The sequence below is a fragment of the Arcanobacterium phocae genome, assembly GCF_900105865.1.
Classification (GTDB): domain Bacteria; phylum Actinomycetota; class Actinomycetes; order Actinomycetales; family Actinomycetaceae; genus Arcanobacterium; species Arcanobacterium phocae.
In genome coordinates, this window is record NZ_LT629804.1 from 1,789,672 (window position 1) to 1,809,637 (window position 19,966).

The window sequence follows — 19,966 nt, forward strand, 5'->3', positions numbered from 1 at the left end:
GAGTATATAGATCTACAACAACATAATGAAAACGCTCAAAGAGCTACGTTGGAGACATTCTCGGACCCCGCATCCCGCTTTAAAGGGAAGATGAGCCAAATTAATGGATGCGCACATATTCAAGGCACACAAAAATGTTATTTAACGTCCGCGATCTCAAATGAGAATTCTATCTATATCGGACACTACGATGCCGCTTGTGCAATAGTTTTCTCTTCAAAAGGTTCAGCTAAGGCACTAGTTACCGGAATCGATCTCCCAGCGGGGAACCGAATAGATGTTCTAAGTTACACAGCAAAAAACATATTATTCCAAACATCTTCCTTTATCGACCCTGGAAAAATATGGAGTGTGGATTACCCCTCAGGGAAAGTCAAGCTTCTAGGATCCCTATCTACCCTTGTTCCCAATCAAGGATTGCACTATCGTCGACTTTCTTCTTTTTCAGTTGATGGCACCAAAATCCCAATCGATTGCTATGGTTCATTCGATCAACCTCGGCCAACAATAATACACATATATGGAGGTTTTGGAATTAACAATGACCCTTTTTTCTCCTTCCCTATTTATGCTTTATGGCTAGCTCAAGGAGGCAATATCGTCCTTGTCCGCAGTCGTGGCGGAAGAGAGTTTGGTCCAGCATGGCATACCGCTGGACAACGATCAGGACGATCTCTCGTTAGGAAAGACGTTGAAAATAGCGTAAGGACACTCATCCAAGAAAACATATGTAATGCAGATACAACTTTCCTTCATGGTATGTCACATGGCGCGCTTCTTACAGCAATAACAGCGCTACATGCTCCTGATCTCGTAAAAAATATTATCTGTCAAGTTCCTATAACCAATACCAAGTCTTTATTAGAGAATAAATTTGGTTCTTCCTGGATAACAGAATATGGAAATCCAGAGAGTGCTGACTGGGATAGGTTCATGGCATCCGAGGATCCAATCTTTTTTTATCCTCGACACAGTCTCCCCTCAGACTCAACATGCTATATCTCTGGCTATGTTAATGACCAAACAACACCAATAGTTCATTCGGACCAGTTGGCTCAAAAAATGGCAGAAATGGGATCTCAAGTTACATACAAACGATATAATGTCCCTGGTGACCATCACGGCGCTAAAGATAAAGATACCCGCATAAAACACACATATGAGTTATGGGCTTACCTTGAGAAAACGACGTCACGCCGTTTTCATAACAATATTTAGGGAAACTATGCTCCTCACAAGAAAATCACGCCTATTAATCACCCTTGTCACCGCAATAATTCTCAGTGTCAGCCTGATCCTTGCCATCATGATCGGGGCAAGCGATATCTCAATCAGCTCTACTGTGGACGGAATTTTCTACGCCTTCGGCACGTCGGATAGTTCACCTACAGACGTCGATTTACAGATCATCAGCGAAATACGAATTCCGCGCGCGCTCCTCGGAGCAACTATCGGCGCGGGGCTCGCTATCTGCGGGCTCATAACTCAATCTCTTTTACGCAATCCTCTTGGCGATCCATATATTTTAGGTATCTCTTCTGGCGCGTCCGCCGGAGCTGCGCTCGTTATCGTCGTGGGAGCTTCGAACACGTTGTTGGCTTCATTAGGAGTCACTCTGGGCGCCTTCTTTGGAGCTTTAATCGCAATCGCCGCGGTTTCGTTTCTTGCCACGGCTGGTGGTGGCGCTTCCCCTACCCGAATTATTTTTGCGGGAATGGCAGTCAGCTATCTGTTTTCCGCCCTCACCAGCCTCATTGCTATTTTGGCGAAGAATGCTGCAGGAACGAAGTCGGTTATGTTCTGGACGCTTGGTTCACTTGGTTCAGCTTCGTGGAACGACGTCGGGATCGCATCGATCACCACAAGCATCGCGTTCATTCTGTTCTTTGTTTTTGGACGACGAATCGACGTGTTAAATCTTGGCGACGATTCAGCTCGAGCGTTAGGCACACACCCAGCGTTTTATCGAAATCTTTTATTTATCATCGTTGCATTTACTATCGCGGTGCTCGTGTCCTTAACCGGCGCAATAGGTTTCATCGGACTTGTGGTTCCACATCTTGCCAAGCTACTGGTTGGAGAGATGACTCGTTGCGCACTTCCACTCACTGCCTTGCTTGGTGCCATTCTGGTTGTCAACGCAGACATCTGTACACGAATTATGCTGCGCCCCGCAGAACTTCCTATTGGAATTCTGACCGCCATCGTTGGGACTCCTATGCTCATGATCCTTATCAAAAAATATGCCTCATAACTATCAAAGGAATACCTTATGAAAACTAGCAGAAAACTTGTATCGGGAATATGCGTGCTAGCTCTAGTTGGAGCTTTGGGCGCGTGTTCCACTCCTTCTGGAAAAGCAGAAGCTTCAGATTCTATTGCCTACGATTCTCCGGTAGTAGTGAAGAACTGTGGGCAAGAGACCACACTAACCAGGATTCCAACAAAAGTCGTCTCTATGGGAGTCACTGGTTTGGCGTATCTTCTTGCCGCAGGAGGCGAGAACAATGTTATTGGGCGTGCCAACGAATGGGGCGAACAAGCAGCATCATGGATGGGAAAGCGCGCGGATTCCATTCCAGTTATCACAGATGACGCACTTTCGATCGAAGGGCTTATGAGTGTAAAGCCAGACTTGGTGTACGGCGGAGGCTTCGATTCAGCTGGCCTCTCCCCTTCGAGTGTTGCCGATAAGGGAATTCCCGCGATTGTTGATTCTTCAGAATGCCACTATTTCTACCCAGACCAAACCCCTGATGAATCTTTCACAACTATTCTTCGTGAGATCACCCAGCTTGGAAGAATACTGGGAACCGAAGATGCCGCACAAAAAACTGTACAAGATCTTCAGACTCGCATCGCAGAAATCAAAAACGAACAACCCGGTCATGGAGAACGAGTCTCCTATGCCTACTACTTCGGCGAAGACGATGGCTTGTTTAGTTACGGAGAACAAGGTGTCATTGGTGATATCAACAAAACACTTGGTATCCATTCGGCAATCGATCCGAACTACCATCCACACCAAGGCCCGCTCGCACCCGAAGTATTCGTGAAATCTGATCCAGATATGATCATCATTCTGACGGGCATGGGCGGTGCAACCAAAGAAAGCACGCTCAAACGGCTTGAAAAGATTCCAGGATATGGCGATATGAAAGCAGTTAAAAATAACCGGATCTACTATGCGGAATCTGCGATGGCCTACGCCTCCCCTAGTGCCATTTACGGAACTATCGATCTTGCCCAACAGCTCAAGAAATAACACTCATGTCTGATTTCCCTCTCTCAGTACGAAACGCTTCCATCAGCTTCGGAGAACGAACAGTTCTTAACCACGTTTCTTTCAATGTTTTACCTAACCGAATTTTGGGGATTGCGGGCCCCAATGGTTCTGGTAAAACCACGTTGTTACGGTCACTCTTCGGTGCACAACCATTACACGAGGGGGAAATCAGACTATTCGATGTGCCTCTTAAAAAGCTCAAGCCTTCGCAGATTTCGACCCAGTTAGCTGTTGTTTCTCAATTCGAATATGACGCAAGCCGTATGAGAGTGTGGGATCTTGTTATGCTTGGCCGTGCCCCGCATCGCAAAGACATGCAAGGATACAGCAAAGTTGACGTGACACATGCGCAGCGTGCGCTGTCATTAGTCGGCATGTCCGACGCGAAGGATCGTTATCTCCACTCTTTATCGGGAGGTGAACGGCAGCGTGTGCTCATTGCGCGTGCACTCGCCCAAGACTGCCCGTGTATTGTGCTTGACGAACCCACGAATCATCTAGATATCACGTATCAGCATCAGATCCTGGCTCTCATACGTGAGCTATCAACAACCGCAGTTATCGTACTTCACGATCTCAACCTTGTCTCTCGATATTGCGATGACGTTATCGTGTTAAAAGACGGAAAGGTCGCCTGCTACGGGACGCCATCCGATGCACTCACGCCCTCAACCATCAGAGAAACATATGATATCGATACGTTAGAGGTCCGCGATTCTGGAATGAAACAATTTATCTTTCGTGGCTAAATATTCGTGCATGTAACACATCTGTAACGATCTGTAACAGAAAATGCTCCCTAAAAAGGCATCATGTGTGAGACTGTGGAATCATCACAATGATGTGATTTATGCAAAGGAGCAACCAATGTCATCGTTGACTAAAAAATCGCTTGCACTTGCCTCCGTGCTCACTTTAGGAGCCGTTTCGCTAACTGGATGTGCAGTTGACGAAGGTAAACAAGCAGAAGGTAGTGGAAGCCTGACAGTCGCTTGCGGCGCACTCGATCAGCTATGCCAAAAGTGGACCGAAACATTCCAAGAAAAAACTGGTATTCCAACTAAATTTGTCCGTCTTTCGTCAGGTGAAACAGTAGCTCGTCTCACCGCCACCAAAGGGAATCCAGAATTTGATATCTGGCACGGAGGCCCAGCAGACGGATTCGGCGCCGCAAATGAAGAAGATTTGTTAGAGCCTTATAAGTCACCAGAAGCTGAAAAGATTCCGGCGAAGTACAAGGATGAAAAAGGTACGTGGACCGGAGTTTATATCGGCGTGCTCGGTTTCTGTTCTAACCAGAAACAACTTGATAAGCTCGGTTTGCCCGCTCCAGAGTCATGGGACGACCTGCTCAAACCAGAACTGGCTCAACAAGTCGAATCTGCCCACCCATCAACCTCGGGTACCGCCTACACCACGCTCTGGGCACAAAACCTCCGACTTGGTGGCGAAGATGCAGCTATCGATTACATGAAGAAACTCTCTGGAAACATTCTCCAATACACAAAGTCTGGTACTGCGCCCGGCCAAGCAGCTGGACGTGGCGAGGTAACTACCGGAATTTCATTCATTCATGACTGTGCTCTCTATAGAGAACAAGGTATGAGCGACATGGTTATCACTACACCTAAGGATGGAACCGGATACGAAGTCGGTGGCGTAGCAATCATCAAAGGCACCAAGAATCTTGACCTAGCGAAAAAGTATGTTGATTTTGCTATCTCGCCCGAAGCACAGAACATTGGACCTGAGGTTGGTTCCTACCAGGCACACACTCATCCAGATGCCAAAGACGATCCTCGTATCACCAAGCTTGACGAAGTCAACCTACTCACTTGGGACTTCGCCGAAGCTGGCGCAAAGCGAGCTGAACTAACTAAACGGTTCGATAACGAAGTCGTCGCACCGCCGTCGAAATAAGTTACGCGAATAGGGAGCGACGAAAATCATGAGCACTGCACCAATAGTTGGAGCGGTTCCGCCACAGCCAGGCACAGATAAAACTGCTACTGCGCGGGAAATCCGACGCACCATCCAGAACAAACGCAAACATGGACGAGACGTGCCAACGCTAATCATTACTATCGTCGTCGTCTCTATTCTGTTACTCCTCACAGTGTTCCCGCTAATCCGCGTCTTCTCAGAGGCACTCGGCGAACGCGGCCTTGAAGTATTAACGTCTATGGTTTCCGATCCTTACCCTCGGCAAATCATCGTCAATACTCTCGTTCTCGGGGTTGTGGTCGGATTAGCGGGAACGCTCATCGGGTTCCTGTTGGCGTTTGCACACGTTCGCCTTGACTTCAAAGGCAAGAAACTTCTCAATCTACTAGCACTCATCCCGATTGTTGCGCCACCATTTGCAGTTGCAACCGCAGTCATTACTCTTCTGGGACGCAACGGCATCATCACCAACGGGTTACTGGGCCTAGATAATTTCAATATCTACGGTTTAAAAGGCATGACCTTAGTACTCACGCTTTCTTTCTTCCCAGTTTCCTATATGAATTTCCGCGGGCTATTGTCCACTCTCGATCCTTCGTTAGAAGAAGCCGCAGCGGATTTGGGAGCAAGCAAATGGAACATTTTCACACGCATTACCCTGCCACTCATGTTGCCTGGTTTTGCAGCATCGTTCTTGTTGTTGTTTGTTGAAGCAATCGCAGATCTGGCAAACCCACTAGTGATCGGTGGCGATTTTACCGTGCTTTCGTCCCGGGCATATATCGCGTTCACCGGCGAATACGACATTCCTGCTGGCGCTGCTTATTCCCTGATTTTGCTTGTGCCTTCACTGTTGGTATTTATTATCCAGCAGTACTGGGTTGGACGAAAGAACACTGTGACTGTTACCGGAAAACCAGCCGGTAAGAAGAAGCTCATCACAGATAATTCTTGGCGGATTCCAATCCTCGCCGCAGTCGGGCTCGTTGTGGTAGTCATTATTACTCTGTATGTCACCGTTATTATTGGATCCTTCGTCAACATTTTAGGTGTTGATAACACCTGGACATTGGATAACTACCGTTACGTCCTATCCGGCATCGGCAACGAAGCAATCCTCGATACCACCGTGATGGCGCTCATCGCAACGCCTATCGCTGCTTTCCTTTCTATGATCATCGCATGGCTGGTAGTACGAAAGCTCAAGCATGGGCGCGGAATCGTTGATTTCATCGGTATGCTCGGTCTGGCGGTACCCGGTACTGTAGTCGGCTTGGGATACGCTATTTCGTTTAATAACCCAGTCATTTTTGGTGGCCGTATGTGGCTTCCGGCTCTTGGTGGCGGTGCGGCACTCTTCGGTGGAGCAATTGCCATCATTATGGTCTACGTCATCCGTTCGGTGCCCTCCGGCCAGCGAACAGCAATCGCCACCTTGCAACAAATATCGCCATCTATCGAAGAAGCCTCCGCATCCCTTGGCGCTGATTCGTTCAAAACCTTCCGCAAAGTCACATTGCCGCTGATTAAGCCGGCACTCGCGGCTGGTTTGATCTACGCGTTCGCGCGGGCCATGACAACCCTCTCCCCCGTGATTTTCTTGGCCACTCCAGATGTTCAGATTATGACGAAGAAAATTTTGGCAGAAGTTGATGCTGGCCGATTCGGAAACGCGTTCGCGTTTTCAATGGTGTTGTTCTTGATCGTCATTGTAGTAATCGGAATTATCGAACTGATTCTTGGCGATGGGTGGACAAAGTTGAAGAAAAAGCTACCTAACAGTAGCCACAAATAATAGTCAATTCATACTGAACGTGCACGAACCTAGGAAAGAAACCTCTCATGAATAAGACAACAACTTCGGCAACAGGCCCGCAAGGACGCGTGGTTCTACGAGATATTATCAAAGAATTCCCTACCGATCATGGCGTTTTCCGCGCTGTCGATGATGTAAATATTGAGATTGAGCCGGGCGAGTTTTTAACTCTACTTGGACCTTCTGGCTGTGGAAAGACAACAACACTACGCATGGTTGCCGGTTTCGAAACACCATCCTCTGGCGTTATCGAACTCGATGGCAAGGACATCGTGGCAGTGACACCGGAAAAGCGGCCGATGACTATGGTGTTCCAATCTTATGCGCTCTTCCCTCATCTGACAGTCCGCGAGAATATCGAATATGGCTTAAAGGTCAAGAAAATGAAGCGCGCTGAGATGGACTCTGCTGTGGATGCCGTGTTGGCATCGATGAGTTTGACGGGTTTGCAAGACCGCGCTCCTTCTCAGCTTTCTGGTGGCCAACAACAGCGCGTGGCGTTAGCCCGAGCAATCGTCATGCAACCGAAAGTATTGTTATTCGATGAACCGCTCTCTAACCTGGATGCCAAGCTCCGTGAACGCATGCGTATGGAATTACGGCAGATGCAACGCCGGCTGGGAATCACCTCGCTGTATGTGACCCACGATCAGTCTGAAGCTATGACCTTGTCTGATCGGGTATTGGTGATGAACAACGGCCGGATCGAGCAGATAGCATCACCGGAAGAGATTTACCGTCGCCCTGCTACCGTTTTCGTGGCAGACTTTATCGGGCGCGCGAATTTCTTGCCGTGTGACGTGCTGGAACGCGGCACTGATCAGGTTCGTGTGAATGTGTTGCAGGAAGAACTGACAATCCCGGCTCACAGTTCTGTTGTTGGAAGTGACGATACCGTGGTGTTGGTTCGGCCTGAATCGATGCGCTTGGTAGGACTTGCCGATAGCGATCCACGCGCAATCGTAGGCCGCACAGTTCGGGTGCTCTCCACCGTGTTCTTCGGTGACCATGTTGAATACGAAGTGGAAAGCGAATCCGGCACGATCGTTGTGATCGAATCCGATCCGGATATTGACAAGATCGCTGCCGAAGGTGATTGGGCGAGAATCTCCTTTGATCCACGGAAGGCGTGGGCGTTGCCAGCAGCTTGATGCTTAGAATTACCTCTCCACTGGTGGCCGGGTTCTGAGATTTTCAGATCCCGGCCACCTCTATGGCGCCTCTTGTACATCCAGTTTGCATTTCCAGCCAAAAACCCGCAGAAATCACCAGTTTCATACCGAAAATGCAAACTGAGTGCACACGGTACTGGTTACTTGACCTATGGACCAGCCGCGGTTTTTACAATAATGCCAAATAGTAAAATAAATGGGATCTTGGTGAGGTCACTTTTCCGTGAAAAATACTCACAAATACCCAAAGTGCGGCAGTAATGAACTTGTCAAGGTCCCCGGAAGTGCAAGGGCCTACGGCGTAGGAAACAATATAGTAGTAGGTTTGACTTATTTTTCCGCAGTTTTAGTCGATAGATATGTCTGTTGTAGATGCGGCTTTTCCGAGGAATGGATCAATCAAGCGGGCATTCAGAAGCTAAAGAAAAAATACTAATAATAGTATTAATCTCAGTATAAAAACTTTTGCCCCGTTCTCATTGTTCTCACGACTCATACGAAGAAGGTTGGGAGCATCGGTAAATGTTCCCAACCTTCAAAAACTATTAGCCTAACAGCTTTCAAGCTTATCCTTATGCTTCGATCACCGTTGGAATGATCATCGGTGAACGCCGAAGCGACTTAGCAGCCCAGCGCCCTAGTACCCGCCGCATAGCTTGTTGCATCTGATAGGTTGTTGCGCCCTCGGAAGCAATTGCTTCTTCTAATGCTTCAGTGACCTTAGGCAAAATGTTATCGAAAACTGAATCGTCTTCGGCCATGCCACGAGCTTGGATATGTGGACCAGCAATAATACGGCGCTTTTGCCTATCCACAACAGCAAAGACAGCGATAAAGCCTTCCTCGCCAAGCGTCAAGCGATCAGTAAGTTCCGCTTCGGTAATCTCGCCAACCGATGAGCCATCAACGTACACGTGACCACACGGGACTTCACCAACGATGGCACATTTGCCATCGTGCATGTCAATGACGGAACCATCTTCAGTCAAAAGCACGTTCCCCGCCGGCACGCCAGTTTTCACAGCAATAGCACCGTTAGCAACGAGGTGGCGTGGTTCGCCGTGTACAGGCATCACATATTCTGGCTCAACAATGTTGTAGCAGTACAGCAATTCGCCTTGGGCGGAGTGACCAGAAACGTGTACCTTAGCGTTGCCCTGATGGACGACGCGAGCACCCAACTTCGTTAACCCGTTGATCAATCGGAATACAGAGTTTTCGTTACCCGGAATCATCGAGGAAGCGAAAATGACGGTATCGTTTGGTCCAACCGCAATCGACTTATGTGTTCCACTGGCAATTCTCGAGAGCACAGCCATCGGCTCGCCTTGCGAACCAGTTGACATATACACAATCTTTTCCGGCGGAACCGAAGGTGCATTCTTCAGATCTACCAATACGCCATCTGGAACGTTGAGATAGCCAAGTTCTTCAGCGATGCCCATATTGCGCACCATAGATCGGCCAACGAAACACACTTTGCGGCCAAACTTGGCGGCTGCATTGAACACTTGTTGTACCCGGTGGACGTGCGAAGCAAAAGACGCGACCACGATCTGCCCAGTTGCTTGAGCAAAAACGCTCTCTAACACCGGCCCGATTTCGCCTTCGGAACGGACAAACCCGGGTACTTCTGCATTGGTGGAGTCCACCATGAATAGGTCGATACCTTCATCGGCGAGCCGGGCAAAAGTGCGCAGGTCAGTAATCCGCCCGTCGAGTGGCAACTGATCCATCTTAAAATCACCAGTATGCAAAATAGTTCCAGCCACCGAACGTATTGCCACCGCCAGCGCATCAGGAATCGAGTGGTTAACGGCCACAAATTCGCATTCGAATGGGCCGATCTTTTCCACATCGCCTTCTTGGACAACCATGACGTATGGCTTAATCCGATGTTCAGCAAGCTTGGCCTCGATTAGCGCAATCGTAAGTTCCGATCCGATAATCGGAATATCCTTACGCAACCGCAACAAATACGGCACTGCCCCGATATGGTCTTCATGTCCATGGGTAAGAATAATAGCGTCAACGTCGTCCATCCGGTCTTTGATGTAGTCAAAGTCTGGGAGGATAAGGTCTACACCTGGTTGGGATTCTTCGGGGAACAGTACGCCACAATCGACGATGAGCAGGCGCCCGTTAAGTTCAAAGACAGTCATATTTCGGCCAATTTCGCCGATTCCACCAAGCGGGACAATGCGTACCGTGTCCGGCTGAAGTTCTGGAGGCAATAGTTCATTCACACTACCTATTGTAGCTGATTGCTCTCCTTGGCAGAACCGGGTCGCTAACTCTGAACGAAGTTGAGACAATAGGTACGTGAGTAGCGATAAATTATCAGTACGTCCGGCACTCCCTCAAGATGCGTTAGCTATCGGTCGAGTCCAATCCGAAGCAATGTTCGAAGCGATTAGTGCCGGTTTAGAGCGAACACCTGGGGTTGGAGTCCGCATGATGCTCGACGTCGGCTCGCTAGCCTCCGTGTGGACCGATACGTTATCGCGCCCGGCGATCCCAGGATGTCACGTACTCGTGGCTGACGCGAATGAACACGTTGAGGGTTTGGCCGTGCTGGCACCAGCTGATCCGGTTATTCTGAACGACGACGATCCCGACGGCCGTGATGTAGAAACCGGTGAACAACGGATTGCGTTTGAGATTCAAGCCTTCGATGTGCCGTCCCGGTTTGCAACCCAACAGCACGAGCCTCGAATGCTAGCTGCACTAACTGATATCGCCAAGAACGCTGGGGCAACCGAGATCCACATATGGGTCATCGCCGGGCATGACAAAATGACAAACCTACTTACTCAGACCGGATTCAGAGCGCGCCCGCTCCGCCGCGTGGCACAGATCGATGGCGGCGAGGTGGCCGAGTTCTTGTGGTGGGCGTTATTGTAGTTACGTTATGGTCCAACGATAGCTGAGGACCGAGGCTGGCTAAGAATATCGAGAGCCAGCTGCTGTACTTGATCAGCTGTCACCCGGCGTGAGGCTTCGAGCGAATGCTCGATAGACCAAATATCGCCACGGAAAATCTCAGATTGTCCTAGCCGTGACCGTCTAAAACCATTCGCTTCAGCTGAGAAAACAAGCTGAGCGCGGCGTTGATTAAATGCCGTCAACATTTCTTGTTGAGATACTCCCCCATGCGCAATATCTTCTAGGCATTGGGTCATAATTGCCGCCACATCGTCAGCATTTTCTGGCTGGCATTGAGCTTCCAAGAAGAACGCACCGCCTTCGGCTGAATTCATCTGCCAAGCGTAGGTTGAGTATGCCAACCCGCGCTTTTCACGAACCTCTTGGAATAGCCTCGACGACGGACCACCACCAAGAATCAGTTCTAGAGCCATAGCCGTGTGCTCGCGTTCGTCGTCGATAGTCAAACCTGGCCAAGCAAGAGCTACCGCGGTCTGCCGTCCCGGACGAGTTATGCGTACGTCCTGCCCGATCGTCGGATAAGAAATATCAGCAACTCGCCGGCGAGGAGCCGGCAGAACGCCGTCGTCAAGAATCCAACCACTTCCCAACAACAATGCCTGCACAAGTTCGCAGAAATCACGATGGTCAACATCGCCAACGGCGGTAAAAATAATCTCCTGTGGCTGGTAGTTCCGGTGATAGTGATCGAGCATGTCACTATGACGCAACCCAGACACGGTTTGTGGCGTGCCACCAACCGGACGTGCTAGCGGATGGTCGCCCATCACCAACGGCAGTAGTGCGTGTTCGGCAACATCAGTGACATCGTCTTCCGAAGCGGCTAATTCTTCTAAAATCACTCCGCGTTCGGTTTCCATCTCTCCCGCGTCGAGCGTAGACCGAGTGAGCATATCGATCAGTAACTCCATCAGCTGCGGAAGATCCGACGCAAAAACACGTCCATAGTAGGAAGTATATTGACGTGCAGTAGCAGCATTGAGCGTTCCACCAAGGAAATCACCAAGAGCAGAAATATCTGTAGCACTTTGCGTGTCAGTTCCTTTAAACAGCATATGCTCTAAAAAGTGTGTGGAGCCTTCCTGCCCTAGTAGCTCGTCACGCGAGCCGGCACTCACCCAAAACCCTGCCGACACCGAACGTTGGCCTGGTACTTTTTCAGTCAGTACTCGTACCCCGCCAGGCAAAATCGTTCGTTGTCCAACGATGCCATCTTCTACAAAAGTCAGCGTTTCATAGGTATCCATCGGCAAGTTGACGGTTGTGAAGGTCATACATTCCTCCTAATGTGAGCAATTCGCCGGTGTACACACAGTTACACACGGCAATTCCCTATCTTACTGCATCGTCACAGGTAACGGCTCGTAAGACTGTTCTGACTGTCACTGGGAAGGCAGTTATTAGCGAGCATCCTTTGTATACAGATACTACAAAGCGGGACAAGACCGAAGTCTTGTCCCGCTCTATGAGTTAGTTAATCACTCAGCTGATTCTGCTGACGGAGCTGAATCTGCCGATTCTTCGACCTTACGGGTCCGACGACGTGGGCGACGCTCGCGACGCTCACCACGGTCCGAACGGTCCCGACGCTCGCCACGATCTGAACGCTCGCCGCGTTCGCCACGCTCCGCGCGCTTGGCCTTAAATTCGGCTTCGGCAGCCTTTTCAGCTTCGAGCTGTTCTTCGGTCAGAACGGCATGAAGGGAAAGCTTTCCACGCTGATCAATCTCAGCGAGTTCAACCTCAACCTTATCGCCTACGTTCAGGACGTCTTCGACGTTCTCAACGCGCTTGCCGCCGACGAGGCGACGGATCTGCGAAATGTGGAGCAGACCGTCCTTGCCTGGAGCCAAGGAGATGAATGCGCCGAAGGTCGTTGTCTTGACAACGGTTCCAACGAAACGCTCACCAACTTCTGGCATGGTTGGGTTAGCGATCTGGTTGATCGTCTGACGAGCAGCTTCAGCGGAGGTTCCGTTGGTCGCACCAATGAACACTGTGCCATCGTCTTCAATCGTGATATCTGCACCAGTATCTTCTTGGATCTGGTTAATCATCTTGCCTTTCGGTCCGATGACCTCGCCGATCTTGTCTACTGGGATCTTCACGGAAATGATGCGTGGTGCAGTCTGTGCCATTTCTTCTGGTTCCGGAACAGCTTCTTCGATCAGATCGAGGATTGCCTGCCGGGCATCATGTGCCTGGCCAAGTGCGCCAGCCAAAACTTCAGCCGGAATACCATCAAGCTTGGTGTCAAGCTGCAACGCAGTCACGAAGTCACGGGTACCAGCAACCTTGAAGTCCATATCGCCCAATGCGTCTTCTGCACCGAGGATGTCAGTCAACGCAACGTAACGCTGTTCGCCGTCGATCTCGCCAGAAACGAGGCCCATAGCGATGCCAGCAACAGCTGCCCGCAACGGAACGCCTGCGTTCATCAGCGAAATAGTTGATGCACAGACCGAACCCATAGAGGTTGAACCGTTCGAACCGAGAGCTTCGGAGACCTGGCGGATAGCGTATGGGAACTCATCACGCGACGGCAACACTGGAACAAGTGCACGCTCAGCGAGCATTCCGTGACCGATTTCGCGGCGCTTTGGTGTGCCAACGCGACCGGTCTCACCAGTTGAGTATGGTGGGAAGTTGTAGTGGTGAATGTAGCGCTTGGAGGTAACCGGAGAAAGGTTATCCATTTGCTGTTCCATCTTGAGCATGTTCAAGGTGGTGACGCCCATGATCTGGGTTTCACCGCGCTGGAAGAGCGCCGAACCATGAACTCGTGGCAAAATGCCAGACTCAGCTGTAATGGTACGGATTTCGAGTGGGGTACGGCCGTCCATGCGTTCACCGGTGGTCAGGACGCGCTCACGCATAGCCTTCTTCCAGTGAGCATTAACTGCCAAGGCAAGTGCTTGCTCGCGCTCTGGGAATTCCTCGATGAGGGATTCGACGATGTCTTCAGTCAACGCATTCAATGCATCGTCACGTTCATGCTTATCAACGATACCCCATAGCTCTTCGAACCGGTTGCCGAGCTTACCAGCAACAGCATCGTATTCAGCATCTTCGTACGATGGGAAGAGTGGGTATTCTTCGGTTGGCTTAGCTGCCTGGGCGGCTAATTCTGCCTGAGCTTCACACAACACGCGAATGAACGACTTTGCTGCTTCGAGGCCCTGAGCAACAACTTCTTCAGTTGGCTTCACGCCACCCTTAGCAATGTTCTCGATGGCATTTTCGCCACCTTCTGCTTCGACCATCATAATGGCGACGTCGTCGCCCACAATACGTCCAGCAACAACCATGACAAAAGTCGCGCGTGGAAGTTCAGACCAGCGTGGGAATGCTACCCACTGACCGTCAATAAGAGCAAGGCGAACGCCTCCGATTGGACCGGAGAATGGTAGACCCGAAAGCTGGGTGGACATTGACGCAGCGTTGATTGCTACGACGTCGTAAGCGTCATCTGGGTGAATGGTAAGGATAGTCGCTACGACTTGAACCTCGTTGCGCAAGCCTTTAACGAAGGCTGGGCGCAATGGGCGGTCAATGAGGCGGGCAGCCAAAATAGCGTCAGTAGTTGGACGGCCTTCGCGACGGAAGAACGATCCTGGGATACGACCGGCTGCGTATGAACGCTCTTCCACATCGACGGTGAGTGGGAAGAAGTCGAAATGTTCCTTCGGCTGGCTTGATACAGCGGTTGCCGAGAGAATGGTGGTTTCACCATCTAAGTATGCAAGTGCGCAACCAGCAGCTTGACGGGCCAATAGGCCGGTTTCAAAACGAATGGTGCGGGTGCCGAATTTTCCGTTATCAATAACGGCTTCAGCAAATTTTACGTCTGGACCCTCCATGGGATCTCCTTTACGGTTATCGCCCTGGTACGGTCATCGATTCTCATGAACGGACTACCTAGCTTCTGCTAGTTTCCGTTCACCACAACCGAGGACCGAACCTCGCGGGCAGCTTCTTTATCTTCGATGCGTACCAGCGAGGTACGCGGTTTTCCGTAGGCGCTTGGCGCCGTGTATAAAACTGGACGTTTTATACGTAGTGACGACGACGGGGCCGCCAGTTACATAATCTATATTACGCGATTATCTGCCTTAATGTTGTGAAAGGCGCACATAAACTTATCGGCCCGAACCATGACGGCCGGGCCGATATTTTCACGTCAGCGACGCAAGCCGAGACGTGCAATAAGGGAGCGGTAACGCTCGATATCTTCAGCAGCCAAGTAGCCGAGGAGGCGCTTGCGCTTACCAATGAGAAGCATCAGACCACGACGTGAGTGGTGATCATGCTTGTGAGTGCGGAAGTGCTCTGTCAATTCCTTGATGCGGGCGGAGAGAAGTGCAACCTGGACCTCCGGAGAACCGGTGTCACCTTCATGAGTTGCGTATTCCTTGATGATTTCGTTCTTACGCTCTGCAGATAGAGCCATACGATCACTCCTTTTATCCTTGTTGCACGGAGCCCGAGGCTTGTTCTCTCGAGCGATGACACTCCGTGGCCGATCCAACGGCTGTTCGATTCTACCACGGCTTGAAATTCTGCCCGAATTGAGCACTGTGAGATTGAGTACCTCAAGATTCAGGCAACAACGTTATATCCAAAATATGAGGACTAAAAAATCTTTGCCGAGAAAAGCCCATAATTCAAGTACACGAAACGATATAGTTCCAAAACTTATCTAGTTCGCTAGTCCAGACCTTTTATCTCGGTATAGACGCTACCGGATAGTGATATATCCACGCCCACACACCAGTAATATACACAATAGCGGCAATTGCATAAGAAATAATCGACGACGCTGGCGCTATAGCAAATGCCCACACATATCCACTACCACCTGGGTGAGAACCAACAAGTGTGAAGATGACGAACAAAATACTCGGTAAGAAAACGCCTAGTCGATAATATATCAGCGCCCCCGCCAGCAGACCGGCCCCGGTAAAACCACAAAGTGATCGTAGAACTGGTAATGCCAGTGATATCCCATGTACACCTCCTGCCAAAGCAAAGCATATTAGCGTGAGCGTACTGATGAAAACACTATCGATCCAAGGAATTTTCCGCGCCGAACGATATTCTATAAACGGGTCACTTTGACCCAAAACAACAAGAAACAAAGTTGCTAATGCACATGCGATAATTACAGCAACTGGTGTAGAGCGTGTTAACACCCCAAGAAAACTTGGTAAAAAAACATGGTTTTTCCCTAACACAATTATAGACATTAATAGAACAGCGAATATCCACACTGCCGGTACACTAAACCGAGATTTGATATAAAGTTTCATATCGCGCCCTGTTACTAACGCCCACTAAGAACACTGCTTAATCTGAGCGACTGTCTGGGCAAACCACTCACGTAATTCTTGGTCACTCGTCGTCGCTACACGCTCAGTTACAGATTCATTATCAACAAGAATCCCACCCTTAGCCATTAATATCTGCCAAGCTTCTTCATAGAATATCCCATTCTCATAAGGACGATTACCACAATCAGGGACTTCAGGCAAATGTGCCACAGCTAATGTAGATACTATATTTTCGCGCGAAATACCTTCGGGAAAGTAACTGCTTATGGAGACTTGGGAATGCGCCTCCGAGTAACGTACCTGCCCGATTGGTACTAGATCACTCCATGCAGGCATTACTGATTCAATAACTTGCATCACTTGTTCACGCTGAGGCTCGTGTTCTGGGAACAAACACAGTTCACCGCCATCACCCACTGGTTTGCACACTGTTTCTGCCCCGCGAAAGACCACTGGAAAAGCTCCTAGAGTACTCACCGAGAATAATCCACCAAAAAAAATAATGATTCCTATCATTACGAATACAGCTTTTTTAACCACTTTAGTCAAAAAAGCTGCCACAACTATTGCCCACAAACTGCAAGCAACTAATAAAACTCCGATAACACCCTGCCAAGCCGGGACTTGATCCGCCATACAGCACGTTGGCCAATAGCCATTGAGATGCCGCAACCACAATGGTTCAAACGCCATTGGTAACACCATCCACAGGTAACCGATAACCAAAACTGTAGGTGTAGCGACAATAGAAGGCAACAAAACTGCCGCAATAACTCCCAAAGCAAGCATCTGGCCCAATGCACCTGTGACAACTAGGACAAGCCTCATATCAGGTATCGAAAAGCCAGACATCACCAATCCGCATCCCATGATGACCAACCACCCAACGGTAGCTGGAATAACAATAGATTGGGAAATAATTGAGGCGAGATGCCTAGGCCAATGTGCGGCGAGAATATCTGCATCTTTAAGCCGTCCAACCGAATACGCAACACAGCTTGCCACCACCGGCCCAACGATAAAGACAATCGACAAGCCAAGCGACCATCCTTGCAGTGGCAATGCGCTTTCACCGTGTGGAGCAGCAGAAAAATGGATCGTTGCCAACACAATGAGCAGTGGGCTAAGGAATAAAATTGGCTCTCGTCGTCGCTGACGCCACAAGGCGCTAATCATTGCGTTTGTCTCCAGTCAGTTCCCGTTGCAACATAATAGGATTCAACTGGATCTAAGTGTGGGGTCAGTTCTAAAAACTCTGGAACACTCCCGCTAAATTTCACTTCTCCAGATTGAAGAAGGATTACCCAGTCAAAGGATGCTGCCAATTCACGAATATCATGCGTGGAAACAAGCATATATTCAGCGAGTTTGCTATCCGAAAAAAGCAAATCCCGCAGCCGCTCATATTCTGTTACATCCAAACCTGCAGTTGGCTCGTCTAAAATCAATAAATCAGGATCACCAATCAAGGCTTGCGCTAATCCAAGTCTACGTAATTGCCCTCCAGATAAACTAGTTGAACGAGTATCAGCCTGCCGAAGAAGATTGACACTTGTAAGTACTTCCTGAATTTGCTGGGAAAGTTGATCAGATGCGACCTTCTCTAACCACCCTATATATGAGAGCTGCTCACGCACTGTAAAGCTACGAATTGGTTTGATTCGTTGCGGCATCCAACTGGTGAAAAAAGAATCGCTTGGCCAGCTGATATTCCCGTGTGCCATCTGCAACTTCCCAGAAAGAAGCGCCATCAATGTTGTTTTTCCAGCCCCATTAGGACCAACTAACACTGTTCGCCCAGGATGAATCTCAATCGACAACTTGGAAAACAAAGATTTATTGCGGTACGAAAAAACTAGATTGTCGATAAAAATCATTACCTAATGTATCTCTCGTTCTAGCGGATCAGTAATTTACGCTTACATTACGAACTGAAATCGCACCGTATTCACTCCCGTTAACTCCAGTAAGTGTAAAGTGATAGCTTCCAGCAGGAGAACGTCCCCAGTATTTAGTATCCGATCCACCACAGTTAAGAGAACGCCTGCCTTGCGACTCATCTGGTTGATAAAAAGGCGTTTCTCGAGTTAGCTGTACTTCTGCGTTGACACCATGGTATGGATTAATATTGTTGGTACATCCGGAAAATGTAATGCTTGTGCTAGTTGAATCAATATTCTGATCCTGCCATGTTCTCGAATTAAAACCCGTAAGAACACCTGTCATATAAGAACTCCAGCTTCCTTCAGCATATGCTACTGGCATACCAACGACAGCTAATAAAAAACTGTAATTATTTAGTTAAACGACGCAAAACGCTCACATCCCCTCATATGGATAACTCATCGTTCTCTCATTATAGGAAGAAAATATGTTGTACACAACACAATTAAGTAGATCGCAACATAAATTATTGTATGTGAATGACCGGTAAATAACTTCACTGAAAGTCATCGTTAAATCATCGTAGACAGTTTAGCTCGCCGTCACCGAATCTGGATCGACTCGTCCCGCCACTGGCACGGACAAGATGTCCGCGGTGGACCGCAAATCATTATCCATTTGGCAGAGCAGCTCATTAACATCAGAAAAGCTCATCATGGGGCGCACATAGTCGATAAAATCGATCGCGACTTCTTCCCCATAAAGGTTAAGATCACTTCGCCCTAGTACGTGGGCCTCTACTGTGCGTTCAACACCATCAAATTGCGGATTAGTTCCAATAGAAATTGCAGCCGGCAAATGTTCCGTTGCCTTCGTTTCTGGAATGGTACGCACCAGCCAGCCAGCATAAACACCATCAGCCGGTATTTCGCCAACGCCTACGCCCGGCAGATTCGCCGTCGGAAAGCCAAGCTGACGACCGCGCTTAAAACCATGCTCAACTACGCCACGAATCCGGTGTGGTCGGCCCAGTACTTGCGTTGCTTGCCGAACATCACCGGCACGCAGTAGATCACGCACCCATGTAGAGGACCACCGTCTACCATCATGCAAATCACAAACATCATCCAAAATAATCGCGGTTAAATCGTGGTTACGCCCATAGGAACGCAGAAAATCACCGTCGCCTGAGTTATTACGCCCAAACCGTACATCTTCTCCAGCTACAACCACCCCAGCATGCAACATGTCTACAAGTTGCTGGTCAACAAATTCTTGTGGACTCTGGCGCGCGTAGTCCAGCGTGTAATGTTGAACAAAAACCGCATCAATCCCAGCCGCTTCTAATCGTTCTAAGCGATCAGCAAGAGACGTAATCAACGGTAAGGGAGTATCTGGATTATGAACGAGACGCGGATGCGGATCAAAAGTTAATGCGACTGCTTTCAGACCACGCTGACGGGCTTGCCGGACAGTTTCTTGCACCACTACCTGGTGCCCCTTATGCACACCGTCGAAAATACCAATAGTCACAACTGTCGTGCCGATATCGCACGGAATATCGATTGCACTATGCCAAATTTGCATC

Annotated in this window: 16 protein-coding genes; 8 read left to right on the top strand and 8 right to left on the bottom strand. The window is 49.3% G+C overall.

What is annotated here, in order from left to right; translation table 11 throughout:
- The first annotated feature begins 90 nt into the window (after window positions 1-90).
- From BLT51_RS08055 to BLT51_RS08085, 7 genes are all read left to right on the top strand, one after another.
- Window positions 91-1,218, top strand: a complete 1,128-nt coding sequence (locus BLT51_RS08055) for a prolyl oligopeptidase family serine peptidase (protein WP_157672974.1) — start codon at window positions 91-93, stop codon at window positions 1,216-1,218.
- Between the two features lie 7 nt (window positions 1,219-1,225).
- Window positions 1,226-2,254 carry a FecCD family ABC transporter permease gene (locus tag BLT51_RS08060; RefSeq protein ID WP_091282026.1) on the top strand — a complete coding sequence of 343 codons (1,029 nt, stop codon included), beginning with the start codon at window positions 1,226-1,228 and terminating at the stop codon, window positions 2,252-2,254.
- Between the two features lie 18 nt (window positions 2,255-2,272).
- Window positions 2,273-3,265 carry an ABC transporter substrate-binding protein gene (locus BLT51_RS08065; protein ID WP_091282028.1) on the top strand — a complete coding sequence of 331 codons (993 nt, stop codon included), beginning with the start codon at window positions 2,273-2,275 and terminating at the stop codon, window positions 3,263-3,265.
- Between the two features lie 5 nt (window positions 3,266-3,270).
- Window positions 3,271-4,035, top strand: a complete 765-nt coding sequence (locus tag BLT51_RS08070) for an ABC transporter ATP-binding protein (protein WP_091282030.1) — start codon at window positions 3,271-3,273, stop codon at window positions 4,033-4,035.
- Between the two features lie 118 nt (window positions 4,036-4,153).
- Window positions 4,154-5,206, top strand: a complete 1,053-nt coding sequence (locus BLT51_RS08075) for an ABC transporter substrate-binding protein (protein WP_091282032.1) — start codon at window positions 4,154-4,156, stop codon at window positions 5,204-5,206.
- Between the two features lie 28 nt (window positions 5,207-5,234).
- A complete protein-coding gene (locus BLT51_RS08080; protein WP_172801343.1) occupies window positions 5,235-7,025 on the top strand; it encodes an ABC transporter permease in 1,791 nt (596 codons plus the stop codon).
- Between the two features lie 47 nt (window positions 7,026-7,072).
- Entirely contained in the window at window positions 7,073-8,197 is a 1,125-nt protein-coding gene (locus tag BLT51_RS08085; protein WP_091282034.1) for an ABC transporter ATP-binding protein, read from the top strand.
- Between the two features lie 593 nt (window positions 8,198-8,790).
- Here BLT51_RS08085 and BLT51_RS08095 read toward each other — a convergent pair.
- Window positions 8,791-10,464 (bottom strand): ribonuclease J, encoded by a 1,674-nt coding sequence (locus BLT51_RS08095; protein WP_172801344.1) that lies wholly within the window; start codon window positions 10,462-10,464, stop codon window positions 8,791-8,793.
- Window positions 10,465-10,540: 76 nt separating this feature from the next.
- On the opposite strand from BLT51_RS08095, the gene BLT51_RS08100 reads away from it, so the two are divergent.
- Window positions 10,541-11,122, top strand: coding sequence for a hypothetical protein (locus BLT51_RS08100; RefSeq protein WP_091282039.1), 582 nt, complete (start codon window positions 10,541-10,543; stop codon window positions 11,120-11,122).
- 5 nt (window positions 11,123-11,127) lie between these two features.
- Here BLT51_RS08100 and BLT51_RS08105 read toward each other — a convergent pair whose 3' ends face one another.
- The 7 genes from BLT51_RS08105 to BLT51_RS08135 form a co-directional block, all read right to left on the bottom strand.
- On the bottom strand, window positions 11,128-12,438 hold the full coding sequence (locus tag BLT51_RS08105) for a M16 family metallopeptidase (RefSeq protein WP_091282041.1): 1,311 nt from the start codon (window positions 12,436-12,438) through the stop codon (window positions 11,128-11,130).
- Window positions 12,439-12,642: 204 nt separating this feature from the next.
- Window positions 12,643-15,024 carry a polyribonucleotide nucleotidyltransferase gene (locus BLT51_RS08110; protein ID WP_091282044.1) on the bottom strand — a complete coding sequence of 794 codons (2,382 nt, stop codon included), beginning with the start codon at window positions 15,022-15,024 and terminating at the stop codon, window positions 12,643-12,645.
- Window positions 15,025-15,344: 320 nt separating this feature from the next.
- A complete protein-coding gene (gene rpsO, locus BLT51_RS08115; protein ID WP_091282045.1) occupies window positions 15,345-15,614 on the bottom strand; it encodes a 30S ribosomal protein S15 in 270 nt (89 codons plus the stop codon).
- Window positions 15,615-15,885: 271 nt separating this feature from the next.
- Complete coding sequence (locus BLT51_RS09215) at window positions 15,886-16,473, bottom strand: hypothetical protein (RefSeq protein WP_172801345.1); 588 nt, start codon at window positions 16,471-16,473, stop codon at window positions 15,886-15,888.
- Window positions 16,474-16,497: 24 nt separating this feature from the next.
- A complete protein-coding gene (locus tag BLT51_RS08125) occupies window positions 16,498-17,670 on the bottom strand; it encodes a DUF7224 domain-containing protein (RefSeq protein ID WP_091282050.1) in 1,173 nt (390 codons plus the stop codon).
- Entirely contained in the window at window positions 17,667-18,371 is a 705-nt protein-coding gene (locus BLT51_RS08130) for an ATP-binding cassette domain-containing protein (protein ID WP_091282051.1), read from the bottom strand. Before BLT51_RS08130 ends, BLT51_RS08125 begins: the two co-directional genes overlap by 4 nt.
- A 598-nt stretch (window positions 18,372-18,969) precedes the next feature.
- Window positions 18,970-19,965, bottom strand: a complete 996-nt coding sequence (locus BLT51_RS08135; RefSeq protein WP_091282054.1) for a bifunctional riboflavin kinase/FAD synthetase — start codon at window positions 19,963-19,965, stop codon at window positions 18,970-18,972.
- Window position 19,966 lies beyond the last annotated feature (1 nt).

Bases quoted from the DNA above. Each gene is read 5' to 3' on its own strand.
- rpsO (WP_091282045.1), bottom strand. From the start codon at position 15,614: ATGGCTCTATCTGCAGAGCGTAAGAACGAAATCATCAAGGAATACGCA.
- BLT51_RS08125 (WP_091282050.1), bottom strand. From the start codon at position 17,670: ATGATTAGCGCCTTGTGGCGTCAGCGACGACGAGAGCCAATTTTATTC.
- BLT51_RS08075 (WP_091282032.1), top strand. From the start codon at position 4,154: ATGTCATCGTTGACTAAAAAATCGCTTGCACTTGCCTCCGTGCTCACT.
- BLT51_RS08060 (WP_091282026.1), top strand. From the start codon at position 1,226: ATGCTCCTCACAAGAAAATCACGCCTATTAATCACCCTTGTCACCGCA.
- BLT51_RS08065 (WP_091282028.1), top strand. From the start codon at position 2,273: ATGAAAACTAGCAGAAAACTTGTATCGGGAATATGCGTGCTAGCTCTA.
- BLT51_RS08055 (WP_157672974.1), top strand. From the start codon at position 91: ATGAGCCAAATTAATGGATGCGCACATATTCAAGGCACACAAAAATGT.
- BLT51_RS08135 (WP_091282054.1), bottom strand. From the start codon at position 19,965: ATGCAAATTTGGCATAGTGCAATCGATATTCCGTGCGATATCGGCACG.
- BLT51_RS08080 (WP_172801343.1), top strand. From the start codon at position 5,235: ATGAGCACTGCACCAATAGTTGGAGCGGTTCCGCCACAGCCAGGCACA.
- BLT51_RS08085 (WP_091282034.1), top strand. From the start codon at position 7,073: ATGAATAAGACAACAACTTCGGCAACAGGCCCGCAAGGACGCGTGGTT.
- BLT51_RS08110 (WP_091282044.1), bottom strand. From the start codon at position 15,024: ATGGAGGGTCCAGACGTAAAATTTGCTGAAGCCGTTATTGATAACGGA.
- BLT51_RS08130 (WP_091282051.1), bottom strand. From the start codon at position 18,371: ATGATTTTTATCGACAATCTAGTTTTTTCGTACCGCAATAAATCTTTG.
- BLT51_RS09215 (WP_172801345.1), bottom strand. From the start codon at position 16,473: ATGAAACTTTATATCAAATCTCGGTTTAGTGTACCGGCAGTGTGGATA.
- BLT51_RS08105 (WP_091282041.1), bottom strand. From the start codon at position 12,438: ATGACCTTCACAACCGTCAACTTGCCGATGGATACCTATGAAACGCTG.
- BLT51_RS08070 (WP_091282030.1), top strand. From the start codon at position 3,271: ATGTCTGATTTCCCTCTCTCAGTACGAAACGCTTCCATCAGCTTCGGA.